We start from the raw sequence: 12,466 nt of genomic DNA on the forward strand, positions 1-12,466 counted from the left end.
ACTTCTTGTAACTGACGGTTTTTGTAATCATTTATAGGAATCTTCCGCGCTGCAGCACGGCGCCTTGTCCGACAAGGCTGTTGCCCGTCCACCCACGCCGACCTGTAGCGTGCGGTTTTAAGCTGGTGGCGGGTCAACACTGGAGAGAAAACATGAGCAATGACGTGAACGGTTCCGCACCGCTCGAACTGTGGGGCGGCCTCGAATGCACGATCAACCGCGTGTCGGACCGGTACTTCAGCCAGATGGAACGCAACGGCCACCTCGAGCGGCTCGACGACATCGACCGCTTCGCCTCGCTGGGTATTCGCGCCGTGCGCTATCCCGTCCTGTGGGAGCGCACCGCGCCGGACGGTATCGACAATGCGGACTGGTCGTGGTCCGATGCACGCCTGACGCGGCTACGCGACCTGGGCGTGGAACCGATCGCCGGCCTCGTGCACCATGGCAGCGGGCCGATGCATACCAGCCTGGTGTCGCCATGCTTTCCTGAAAAGCTGGCCGAATTCGCCGGCGCGGTGGCGCGCCGCTATCCCTGGCTGGCGTATTACACGCCGGTCAACGAACCACTGACGACGGCACGGTTTTCCGCCTTGTCCGGTGTCTGGTACCCGCATGCCCGCTCGGAGCAGGCGTTCGTGCGGGCCCTGTTGAACCAGTGCCGCGCCACCGTGCTGGCGATGCGGGCGATCCGGGAAGTCAATCCGGAGGCGAAACTGGTACAGACCGACGACCTGTCGCGCACCTACGGCACGCCCGAGATGGCCGAACTGGTCGATTTCTTCAACGAGCGCCGCTGGCTGTCGTGGGACTTACTGTGCGGAATGGTCGGGCCGGAACACGCGCTGTACGGCTTCATGCTGACATCGGGCGCCGATCCGGAAGAACTGCAGTGGTTCCGCGATAACCCGTGCCCGCCGGACATCATCGGCGTCAATTACTACATCACCAGCGAACGGTGGCTCGATCACCGCGTCGAGCGCTTCCCGGACAGCCACGTGCACGAATACAAGGGCGTGCGCCATGCCGACATGGAAACGGCGCGCGTGCTGGCCAATCCCACGCGCGGCATCGGTCCGCTGCTGGGCGAGGTATGGGAGCGCTACAAGCTGCCGGTGGCGATCACCGAGGCGCACATCGACGCCCACCGCGAAGACCAGCTGCGCTGGCTGCGCGAAATCTGGCAGGCCGCCCAGTCGCAGCGCGACGCGGGCGCCGACATCCGCGCCGTCACGGTTTGGGCGCTGCTGGGCTCGTACGACTGGAACTGCCTGGTAACGGCCTGCCATGGCTACTACGAACCGGGCCCGTTCGACGTGCGCGGCGCCGCGCCGCGGCCCACCGCCGTGGCGGACCTGATGCGCCGGCTGTCGAGCGGCCGCAAGCTCGATCATCCGGTCTTGCAGGGCAGCGGCTGGTGGCACCGGCCCGGGCGCTTCCTGTGCCGGCCGGTGGCGGCGCCCGCCGTGACGGCATCGCTGTCGGAACGCCAGCAGGCCAGGGCGCCGATGCCGCCGATCCTGGTCGCCGGGGCCAGCGGCGCGCTGGCCCGCGCCTTCGCCGCCCGCTGCAAGGCGCGCAACCTGCCGTGCGTGCTGGCCGGCCGGGACACGATGGACGCGACCGACCCCGAAGCGGTCGAGCGCCTGATCCGCCAGCACCAGCCGTGGGCGATCGTCAATGCCGCCGGCTGCCGGCCGCCGGCGCCGGGCATGACCGAAGTGGGGCAGGTGGAAGAGCAGTACCGTGCCCACGTGGCGGGCGCTGTGGTGCTGGCGCTGGCCGCCGGGCGGCATGGACTGCCGTACCAGATGTTCTCCAGCACGGCCGTGCTGGCCGGCGTCGAGGGACCGCGCGACGAGGCGGCGACCCCGGTGCCGCTCGATGCCTTCGGCCATTGCCAGGCCGAGGCCGAGCGCCGCGTGCTGGGCGTCAATCCGGGCACGCTGGTCGTGCGCAGCGGGCAGTTCTTCAGCGCCGACGGCGACGTGGGGCTGCTGGGCCAGGCACTGGCATCGCTGCGCGACGGACAGCCGGTGGCCCTGCCGCAGGACCTGACGCTGGCGCCCAGCTACCTGCCCGACCTGGTCGACGCATGCCTGGACCTGGCGGTCGATGGCGAGCAGGGGATCTGGCACCTGAGCAACCACAGCGGCATCAGCGCGGTGGACCTGGTCGGGCGGGCGGCTTCGCTGCTGGGGCTCGGTGCAATGCTGGTACAGCATGACGTCGACGGCGAAGCGGTGGCTCCGGTGCTGGCAACACGGCGCGGCGCGCTGCTGCCCCCGCTCGACTACGCGCTGGCGCGCTTTGCCGCCGCCAGCCAGGCTGCCGCCGTGGAGCGGCGCAGCGTGCCGCGCGCGGGAAGGGGGTAATCGAAGTACCGCACGCGCGGCACACTAGTACTCGACCCGCGCCATCAGGTCGACCATGACACCCGGCGCCCCGCTCTCGCGGGTGCGCAGGTGCGTCTTCAGTTTCGGCGCCGCCTTCAGCGCGGCGGCGATGTTGGCGGCCAGCGCCGGCCGCAGCGGATTGGTGCGGTTGGTCAGCCATACGCGCCAGCCGCGCTTGCGGGCGCCGGCAGCGATCCAGACCAGCGTGTCGGTCGACGGGTTATCGTGCCGGCCGTCCGCCGAGATCACGTAGTGCCGCGCCTGGACGCGCCTGAAGAAATCCGCTTCCAGGTTGCGGTCGCTGCCGTGGTGCGGCACCTTCAGCACGTCAAAATAGACCCGTCCATCCGCATCCAGCAGGCCGGCGTCCTCCAGCCCCGCCAGCACGTGGTCGCCCCGCGCGTCGCCCGTCAGCAGCATGCTGGCCTTCCGGCCATCCGCACCGCGCGCGGTGACGACAATTACCAGGCTGGACAGGTTGAACACCGACGTATCCACGTAATCGGCGGTGGCTGCCGTGTCCTTGACGCCCTTGCGTTCCCATTCGATCGACAGCTTGCGCAGGTGCGCGATGTTCGGGCAGACCAGCTGCACGTCCAGCATGGCGGGATCGAGCGGCAGCGTCGCGGGGCCGCCGTCCGCCACCAGCGATGTCGCGCCGCCGTTGACCACCGCCTGCAGGCGCTCGAGCTGTTCCAGCAGGCCCTGGCCCTGCCGCACGCTGGCTCTGGCGGCTTCCAGGCCGGTGGGGTGGGCACCGTCACCGGACGCGGCCGGCGCCTGGTCATCGAGGGCCGCCATGGCGGCGCGCGCCGGTGCCGGCAGGTGCGCCAGCAGCGCGCCGTCGAACGTGTTGAGCCAGAAGCGGTCGCATTGCACCGGGCAGTCCTCGGCGCCGAGGCTTTCGGCCAGGGCCAGCACGCCGCCGATATGGTCGCCGTCCAGGTGCGTGACGAGGATGTGGCGCAGCTCCAGGGGCCGTTGCCCGAGCCGTTCGGCGATCTGCGCCAGCCGCGGGCCCAGCGTGCGCCGCCAGGTGCCGCGCGGACCGCCGTCGATCAGCAGGTGGCGCGGCGCGGCGCTGCCGCCGTAATGGAGGATCAGCGCATCGCCTTCGGCGGCATCGAGCGCTTCCAGCGAAAAGATGGCTGAGCGCCGCGTCGCCATCGTCACACCGCCTGCAGCGCGCGCAGCGCATCGACCAGGCCACAGCCCTGGAACGCCGGCTCGCGTCCCAGGTCCGTGGCCGAGCGTCGCAGCACGTCCTTCACGCGGCCCGGGTGGCCCATCAGTTCCGGATGGCGGGCCAGCAGCAGCGCGGCCACGCCGGATACGTGCGGCGCCGCCATACTGGTACCGTCCATCGTCGCCGTGCCGGCACCGGGCGCCGTGGACGTGATCTTCTCGCCGGGCGCCACCAGGTCCGGCTTGGCGCGGCCGTCGCCGGTGGGGCCGCGGCTGGAAAAGTACGACACGCCGTACAGGTGTGGGTCGCTGCGGTGCGTGGCGCCCACCGTGATCGCGGCCCGGGCATTGCCCGGATCCGTCAGGCTCTGGCCGCGGTAGGCGCCGCCCATGCTGGTGCGCGCATAGGCTTCGTCGAAACCGCAATTGCCGGCTGCCGCCACCACCACCACGCCGCTGCCGGCCAGCCGGTCGCACTCCAGGCAGACCGGCGTGCTGCCGCAGCCGTAGCTGCGCACCGAGTGGTGCAGCGACAGGCTGATGTTCACGCCATGCACGTACTGCCGGTCGCGGCTCTGGTTCAGGTAGCGCACGTATTGCAGCGCGGCGAGGATCGTGAATTCGTCGGCATCGCCGTCCGCATCGAAGACGCGCAGGTCGAGCAGTTCGATCGCCGGGCAGATGCCCAGCAGGTCGGTGCTGTCGGCCAGTTCCGGCGGCAGCGGCATCCCGCGCTCCAGGTAGTGCCGGCCATACCAGCCGGCGCCCAGGATGCCGGCGACGTGGGTGCCGTGGCTGTCGGGCGGCACCGCGTAGCCGCCGGGCGCATGGGACACCGCGAGCAGCGGTTCGAGCAGCGACCAGTCCAGCATGCGGCCGGCGGCAAGGTCGCGGCCGAGGCGGGCGGCGCGTTCCAGCAGGGCGGCGCCGTCAGGCTGTTTCGCCAGGCGGGCCGCGACGGACTTCGGCAGCGTGCCGGCGGTGAGGTCGGCCAGCCGGGTGAAGTCCATGGTTTGCACGATGCGCGACCGGCGCGCGTCGGCGGCATCGATGGCGGGCCCGCCACCGTCGCGCGCAAAGGCGGGATGGCTGGCGTCGATGCCGGAATCGACGACGGCCCAGCGCACGCCGCGCCCGCCCGTGTCGAAGACCCGGCTGGCGGCATCGGCCTTCACCGTGCGCCGGCTGGCGGCGATCGCATGCCGGGCGGGGCGGTTGCGGGCGATGTGCCACAGCGGCGGCAGGGCGCCGGGCGGCAGTCCGCCTGCGCCGTGGCGGTCGCCGTCGCAGCAATCGGCCAGCGCGCGCAGCACCGCGCGGGCGGCACCGCGGAGCCGGGCCTGCAGCGCCGCTTCTCCGATACTGTCGCGCGTGACGCCGAGCAGGCCCAGGCCCACGTACAGCGCCGCCACGTTGACCAGCCGGACCAGCGCGCCGTGCCCGCCCTCGGGCCCCGCGCCATGCACGGTATCGGCCACCAGCCGGCCCACGTCCTTGAAGCGCCCGATCGTCGCCACCGATGCCAGGTGTTCCAGCACGCGGCTGCCCAGTTCCTGGGCGGTGCGGTCGCTGCGCAGTACGGCCGCCACCGCATCGGCATCTTCCGGTCGGCCGGCGTGGCGGCGCCACCATGCCGTCAGCGGCAGCAGGCGGAGCAAGCCGAAAAAATCGAGCCGCGCCAGCAGGTGGGATTCGTTCGAGGCGATCACGGGCGCCGCGTCTTCCTCGCGGCGATGCAGGGAACGGGCGACCGCCTGGCGCAGCGTGGCCGGGTCGACGTCGCAGTGCGGGGTCAGCAGCAGTGACGCCGCCCCGTCGAAGCGCAGCTCGGCCGAGAAATGCAGCCACACGTCCGCGCCGACCGGCAGGTCGCTGGTGAACCGGCCCGGCTCGGGCTCGCAGCCCGCGTAGACCAGCATGTACGCGAGATCGCGCGCCAGCGGCGTCAGCGGATCGTCCGGCATGGCACCTCCACGGTGCGAAAGGGTTGATTCAGGCGGAAGGGGTAGCAATATTGTAGTCAGCGTGGACTACGCAGGGAAGAACAAGCGGAGAAAACAACGGCCGGGCTCGTGTCCCGGTGCCAGGCACGGTGACACGAGCTCAAGCGGAGGAAAGAGCGGCCGGGCTCGTGTCCCGGTGCCAGGCACGGTGACGCGAGCTCAAGCGGAGGAAAGAGCGGCCGGGCTCGTGTCCCGGTGCCAGGCACGAGGACACGAGCTCAAGCGGAGAAAACAACGGCCGGGCTCGTGTCTCGGTGCCAGGCACGGTGACACGAGCTCAAGCGGAGAAAACAACGGCCGGGCTCGTGTCCCGGTGCCAGGCACGGTGACACGAGCTCATGCGGGGGAAACAACGGCCGGGCTCGTGTCCCGGTGCCAGGCACGAGGACACGAGCTCATGCGGGGGAAACAACGGCCGGGCTCGTGTCTCGGTGCCAGGCACGAGGACACGAGCTCAAGCGGAGAAAACAACGGCCGGGCTCGTGTCCCGGTGCCAGGCACGAGGACACGAGCTCATGCGGGGGAAACAACGGCCGGGCTCGTGTCCCGGTGCCAGGCACGAGGACACGAGCTCAACAACGATTGGCCAGCCGGAACGCGTCAGCCGAACGCGCGGTAGCGGAAATTGCGGAAGCGGGCTTCGCCGTTGCCGGCCGCATACAGGGCCGGTTTGAGCGACATGAAGCCGCCGCGCACGTTGTGGTGGTAGCCGGAAACCTCATAGCCGCGCGGGCCGCGTGTCCACGTCTTGCCGTCGCCGGACAGGTGGATGCTGACCACGTGCCTGCGGTTGCGGATGCGCAGGAACACGCGCCGGCCGTACGGGTTGGCCGGCTGGCCGTGCTCGGTGCCGTAGCGGTGCAGCACCAGGTTCCTCTCCTCGAAGCCCATGCCGCAGTACAGCTTGTGGTCGTAGAACAGCAGCAGGCCGGCGCGCGTGCCGGGATCGACCTCGATCTCGCATTCGACTTCGTAATCCTGGTCCGGCACCACGAATACCAGCGGCGACGAGTCGGACGGCATCTTCCCGCTGGCCTTCAGGTGCAGCGTGCCGTTGCGCCGGGCCAGCCGCTTCGATTCGTCCGGCGCCGGATTGAAGAAGTTCCACTGGATGCCGTACTTGTCGGCGGAGAAATCGTCGGACAACGGCATGCCGTGATCGCCTGCGACGCCCCTGGCCGGTTTCCTGATCGGCTGCGACAGGTCGCCACCGCCGAAGTCCGGCCAGCCGTCGGCCGACCAGGTGACGGGCGCCAGCAGGCATTGCCGCCCCAGCGTCCAGAAGCCGTTCTCGTAGCCGTGGTAGACGCTCCACCAGTCGCCGGCCGGGCCCTGCACCAGCGTGGCATGGCCGCGCGACCACCATTTCTCGGCCACGTCGACCGTGCGCACCAGCGGGTTGCGCGGGTGGTGTTCCCATGGCCCGTCGATCGACTTCGACCGGGCGGCGATCACCATGTGGCCGGTCGGCGGACCGGAGGTGCCGCCCACCGCCAGGATCAGGTAGTAGTAGCCGTTGTGGCGCAGCACCTTCGGGCCTTCCGGCGAAAAGGCTTCCACTTCCCAGTCGTCCGGATAGCGCCACGGCTCGTACACCTTTTCCGGCTTGCCGACCGTCGACAGGCCGTCGTCGGCCAGCCGCACGCGGTCCACCCCGGACAGGAACAGCCAGCGCGAGCCGTCTTCGCCGACGGCGTGGCCGGGGTCGATGTGGCGCGGCAGGTCCAGGTCGACCGGGTCGGACCACGGTCCTTCGATCCTGTCCGCCCAGATCACCCACGACGTCGTCTTCGAGCCCGGCACCGCGGTCTTCTTGGTCGGGATGTACAGGTAGTACCGGCCCTTGTGCTTGCACAATTCCGGCGCCCACACGGAACCGATGTTCCGGTGCAGCGTGGCCGTCACGGGCCGCCAGTTGACCAGGTCCTTCGAATGCCAGATCACCAGGCCGGGATAGGCATCGAAGGTGGAGAACGTCATGTAGTAATCGTCGCCATCCTTCAGGATCGACGGATCGGGGCGGTCGCCCGCCACGATCGGGTTGAGGAACGTGCCGTTGCCCAGGTCCGGCTTGCGCTGGCCTTCGAAGCCGGCGCCCCAGGCGGGGGCGGCGGAAGCGGCGGGAACAGTGGCACAGGCAGCGGCCGCCGCCGCGGCAGCCGGCGCGCCGGCTCCCAGCAGCAGCGAGCCGAGGCCCGCCGATTTCATTGCATCGCGTCGGGATACCATCGGCCGCCCGTTCAGAACTTGTAGCGCACGCCGAGCAGGTACTCGCGGCCCGTCACGTTCAGCACGTTCACGCTGTTGCGCGTACTGCCCACGTACTGGTCGCTCGACTCGTTGGTGAGGTTGACGCCTTCGAACGTGAATTCGACCTTGTCGTTGAGCTTGTACGACAGCGACAGGTCGACGTTGGTGGTCTCGTTCTTGCCCGCCACGTCGTTGTTGTTCTGCGCCGGCACGGTCTGCAGGTAGGCCGAACGGTAGGCGCCGGTCAGGCGCGCGCTGAAGCGGCCGTCGTCGTAGTACAGCGTGGTGTTCCACGATTTCGGCGACAGGTTCACCAGCTCGTTGCGCACGGTGCCGCTGTTGGCGGTGGTGGCCGAGATGATGTAGTCGATCTTCGACGATACCTTCGTGTAGTTGGCGATCAGGCCGAAGTTGCGGCCCCAGGCCGGCAGGAACGTGAACGGCTGCTGGTAGTTCAGTTCGAAGCCGCGCAGCTTGCCGCCCGGGGTGTTGCGGAAGCTCGTCACGTCGAACGATTCGGTCCCCGTGAAGTTCGCCGGCAGCAGCGACAGCGGCAGGCCGGTCTGGTTATACGGCATCGATTCGCGCACGCCCTGCACGTAGCTGGCGATGTTCTTCTGGAACAGGCCCAGGCCCAGGAATGCCTTGTTCTGGAAGTAGTACTCGAACGACGCATCGAAGGTCTTGGCGCGGAACGGTTCCAGCAGCGGGTTGCCGGACGAGATGCCCAGCGCGCCGACGGTGCTGACGGTGCCGCCCGGGTTCAGGTTGCCCAGCGGCGGGCGAGACATGACCTTGGCCGCGGCCAGGCGCACCAGGAATTCCGGCGTCACGTTGGTGGTGACGTTGAAGGCGGGCAGGAAGTCGTTGTACTCGTTTTCCACCGTGACCGGGGTGCCGCCGCCGGTGGCGACATAGCCGGTGGCGGTCAGCTTCGTCTTCACGTAGCGCCCGCCGATATTGCCGCGCACGCCGTAGCCCCACAGTTCGGTATCGAAGTCGCCCTGCAGGAACACGCCATTGTCGCGCTCGGTGATGGCCCGGTTGTTGCCGCGTGCGCTCGTGTTCGACAGCGACGTCAGCGTGAAGTCGCCCGGGCCGCCGGCCGGACCGGTCTTCAGGCAGTTGCAGTACGCGTCGTACAGCGACGTGATGGCCTGGATGTTCGGCATGACCCAGCTCGTGGCGTTGCCGGCCGGGAGGTCCTGGCCGGGACCGAAGCCGGTCAGCACCGTCGCCAGGCTGTTCACGTCGGTGCCTGCCGGCAGGCCGTAGATCGTCTCGGCCGTGTTGGCGCGGCGCGATTCCCACGTGTTGAACTTGTAGCGTTTCAGGTTGACGCCGCCCTTGATCGTCCACGTATCGGACGCGCGCCAGGCCAGGTCGGTGCTGAACACGTCGTTGGTGTTGTCGGTACCCGCCGGGCGGATGCGGATCTCGCTCGGCAGCGCGTTGGCCGCGGCCGTGGCGCCGTCCGGCACGCCGTAGATGCCCAGCACGCCGGCCTTGGCGACGTCGAACGGATAGGTGATGACGGGCAGCCGGCCGTTCCGGAAGTCCACCGTGTAGCCGTTCACGTTCGGCGCGTCGAACGTGACGGTGGTCTGGATCGGGTTCTCGAACTTCGATTTCGCGTGGCCCAGCGCCGCGGTCAGGCGCCAGTCCTCGTTGATCTGGTGCGACAGGTTCAGCGTCGGCTGGAAGAACTTGGTCTGCATCTCGTCATAGCGCGACTCGGAGCGGATGTCGACGCCGTTGAACACCCCGTAGGTCATGCGGCCCAGCGCGTCGTACTGCACGTCGACCACGGAGGTCTGCGGCTTGCCGCCCGAGCTCAGGTTGCGCGAGAACGAGAAGCCTTCGATGTAGTTCTCTTCGCGGGTGGCGTCGAGGTCGGCGTACAGCATGTCCAGCGACAGGCGCGTGCCGCGCTGCGGCTTCCATTCGAACGAGCCGGTCACGCCCAGGCGCTCCTGCTCGTGCACCATGCGGCCGTAGCGCGGGAAGCGTGGGTGGTAGTTGGCGGCGCTGCTGGCGGCGTTGTACGCGGCGATGTTCTCGGGCGTGCCGGGCAGGCGCTGCGATGCCGGGAATCCGGGGGCCGAAGTGCTGCAGGTGGTCGACGTCGACGTGCCCACGCCCATCGGCGCGCACCAGCCGCCCACCGACGGGCCATTGTCCCAGCGGCCGGTGGAGAAGCCATCCTCGTACAGGTTGCGCTTGCCCCAGGCCACGGAGACCAGGTAGCCCATCGTGTTGTTGTTGAACGTATCCGAGAACATGAACGCGCCGCGCGGGTCGGACTTCTCGGACAGGTCGTTGTAGCGCCCCTTCAGCATCGCGGTGGCGTTGAAGCCGCGCTTGGCCAGGTCGAACGGACGCATCGTCTGCAGGTCGACGGTGGCGCCCAGCGAGCCTTCTTCCACTTCGGCGGCGGAGCTCTTGCGCACCGTCAGCGAGGAGAACAGCTCGGAAGCGAAGACGTTGAAGTCGAAACCGCGGCCGCGGTTGGTGCCGCCGCTGTTGTCGCTGCCGCCCGTGGTGGCCAGCGCCTCGATGCCGTTGATGCGTACGCGGGTAAAGTCTTGGCCCAGGCCGCGCACGGTGATGCTGCGGCCTTCGCCGGCATCGCGGTCGATCGCCACGCCGGGTACGCGCTGCAGCGATTCGGCCAGGTTGGTGTCGGGGAACTTGCCGATGTCTTCGGCCTTCACGACGTCGACGATGCTGTTTTCCGTACGCTTGGCATTGAGCGCGCTTTCCAGCGACGCGCGCAAGCCGGTCACGACGACGGTCTGCGTGTCGGCTTGTGATGCGGCCTGTGGTTCGGCGGCCTGCGCCTGCGCGTAGGCGGTGGCGTGGCTCATTGCCAGGACTGCCGAAGCGATGGCGGTCAGTTTCAATGCGGTTTTGCTGCTGTGCATCCAAGTCTCCTGTTCAAATTTTTGTTTCGGATCTGTGCGCATGCTGTCTCGTCTGCTGCGCATATCCAACGACCATGTGCGTGGATACGTGCGGCACCATCATTGCGGAGCTTGATCGCTTATACAAATAGTTAAAACGTATGAAGAACAGGGAAAACGATAACCTTTACATTAAAGCTTGCTAACTTCGCGCATCGTGACGCCAAACCAGCCGCTCATTAAAATGATTGGATTGCGTTTTTTGCATCGATTGGTCGGGCCACCCTGAATTCAGTCAGACCAGTGACGCATTTATGCAACGACTGGTCAGGCCAGCTGGGTGAATGGATCACTTGGGCAAGGGTGCGCCGGCGACTGCAGCCTGGCGGCCCGAAGGGGCGGGGAGGGCGCCGCGCCGGGTCAGCTCGCGCTGCACGTCGCGCGCCACGCCGTCGAACAGCGCCGCTTGCGCTGCCACGCAGGCAGCCCGTTCATGGGCAATGCGGGCGCGGTTTGCCACCAGCGTGTTCCGCTCGAGCGCGAAGCCGAACCCGGCCGGTATGCGCGGATCCGCGCTGCTCAGCACGCGTGCCATGATGAGTTCGCCCAATGCGGGCTTGAAGTGACCCGCTTCCCAGTACCAGCGGGTGCGCGCCTTGCTGCCCGGCGCCGGCACCGCCTCGCACTGGATCGGACCGAAGCCGGAAAAATCGTGCACGGCGATGCGCGCGCCCGGATGGCGCCGGCGGCCCGCCTCGGCCTGTTCGACGAGGATTTCCTTCCATGCCTCGAAGCGCGGCCACAGGCTGGCGCGCTCGAACAGCGCGAGCAGCTGCGCATGGTAGGGGTAGATCACCAGGTCGATGGCCACGCCGGGATCGGCGTCCGCGGCGACATCGATGAGCGCCGCCACCTGGCTGCGCACGGCCGCCGCGTGCAGGCCGCCGCCGGCCGTTGCGGCCAGCTTGCGGGTATTCTCGGCGGCGCGCTGGCTGAACAGCGCGGCATAGCCTTCGGTGGCGGCCGCCTGGTGATACTGCAGCAGCGGATTATGGCCCCTCAGGGTCGCCATTGCCGCGTGGGGCTGGTGCTGGATCGCCACCGTGAGTACGGCGTCCTTCAGCGAGGCGAACGAGAACAGTGTGTCGGCACGCCACAGCTGCGTACGCCAGCCGGCCGGGGCCGCGGCGGCCAGCGGAGCCGCGGCGGCGGGATGGACCGGCCGTTCCGTCAGCACGTCGACGAACTCCATGCCGGCGATGACGCGCCGCGGGGGCTGGCTCCGGGTGCCCAGGTGGCGCAGCTGCTCGACGGCCTTTTCCGTGCTCGTGCCGGCCAGCGCCAGGTTGAAGGCGTTGCTGCCGGCCAGGTGCGGACCTTCGGGGTCGACACCCACCTCCATGCGCGAATTGCCGGCGATGACGATGGCGGGCTGGAAACGCTCGGCGCGGGCCAGGCGGATCTCGTTGCGGTAGCGTTCGACCGGCGGTTTGACGCGGTTGAAGCCGCGGATGTCGGCCAGCGCATACAGGCCGTACGGGTCGACCAGCAGCACGAAGCCGGCCACGGCGGCGCTGGCACCGGCGATCGTGCCCAGCATCCAGCGCAGGTAGCGCCGGTGCGCGCGCGGGTCCGGCGGCAGGCCGGGGCGCAGGCCGGCGTGCACGTCGCCAGGCATGTCGGGTTTGATGGCGGCATTCATCTCGGCATTCATCTCGGGGCGATGGGT

6 protein-coding genes are annotated in these 12,466 nt (G+C 68.8%); 1 reads left to right on the plus strand and 5 read right to left on the minus strand.

Going from position 1 to position 12,466, the window contains the following annotated elements:
* Nucleotides 1-152 precede the first annotated feature (152 nt).
* Nucleotides 153-2,375 (plus strand): family 1 glycosylhydrolase, encoded by a 2,223-nt coding sequence (locus FHS02_RS01770; RefSeq protein WP_137312524.1) that lies wholly within the window; start codon nt 153-155, stop codon nt 2,373-2,375.
* Between the two features lie 24 nt (nt 2,376-2,399).
* Here the strand turns inward: FHS02_RS01770 and FHS02_RS01775 are convergent, their stop codons facing one another.
* From FHS02_RS01775 to FHS02_RS01795, 5 genes are all read right to left on the minus strand, one after another.
* Nucleotides 2,400-3,563, minus strand: coding sequence for an MBL fold metallo-hydrolase (locus FHS02_RS01775; protein WP_137312525.1), 1,164 nt, complete (start codon nt 3,561-3,563; stop codon nt 2,400-2,402).
* Between the two features lie 2 nt (nt 3,564-3,565).
* The gene (locus FHS02_RS01780; protein WP_137312526.1) at nt 3,566-5,545 is read right to left on the minus strand and encodes a S8 family peptidase; all 1,980 of its coding nucleotides are present in this window, start codon (nt 5,543-5,545) and stop codon (nt 3,566-3,568) included.
* A gap of 639 nt (nt 5,546-6,184) precedes the next feature.
* Complete coding sequence (locus FHS02_RS01785; RefSeq protein WP_217496895.1) at nt 6,185-7,792, minus strand: family 43 glycosylhydrolase; 1,608 nt, start codon at nt 7,790-7,792, stop codon at nt 6,185-6,187.
* Between the two features lie 32 nt (nt 7,793-7,824).
* Entirely contained in the window at nt 7,825-10,758 is a 2,934-nt protein-coding gene (locus tag FHS02_RS01790; protein ID WP_137312528.1) for a TonB-dependent receptor, read from the minus strand.
* 328 nt (nt 10,759-11,086) lie between these two features.
* Entirely contained in the window at nt 11,087-12,439 is a 1,353-nt protein-coding gene (locus tag FHS02_RS01795) for a hypothetical protein (RefSeq protein WP_137312529.1), read from the minus strand.
* Between the last annotated feature and the right edge of the window lie 27 nt (nt 12,440-12,466).

Origin of the sequence: Pseudoduganella umbonata (genome assembly GCF_014192225.1) — a bacterium.
GTDB lineage: Bacteria > Pseudomonadota > Gammaproteobacteria > Burkholderiales > Burkholderiaceae_D > Rugamonas > Rugamonas umbonata.

Coding starts and splice junctions, on each gene's coding strand:
- FHS02_RS01780 (WP_137312526.1), bottom strand. CDS start 5,545: ATGCCGGACGATCCGCTGACGCCGCTGGCGCGCGATCTCGCGTACATG.
- FHS02_RS01770 (WP_137312524.1), top strand. CDS start 153: ATGAGCAATGACGTGAACGGTTCCGCACCGCTCGAACTGTGGGGCGGC.
- FHS02_RS01790 (WP_137312528.1), bottom strand. CDS start 10,758: ATGCACAGCAGCAAAACCGCATTGAAACTGACCGCCATCGCTTCGGCA.
- FHS02_RS01795 (WP_137312529.1), bottom strand. CDS start 12,439: ATGAATGCCGCCATCAAACCCGACATGCCTGGCGACGTGCACGCCGGC.
- FHS02_RS01785 (WP_217496895.1), bottom strand. CDS start 7,792: ATGAAATCGGCGGGCCTCGGCTCGCTGCTGCTGGGAGCCGGCGCGCCG.
- FHS02_RS01775 (WP_137312525.1), bottom strand. CDS start 3,563: ATGGCGACGCGGCGCTCAGCCATCTTTTCGCTGGAAGCGCTCGATGCC.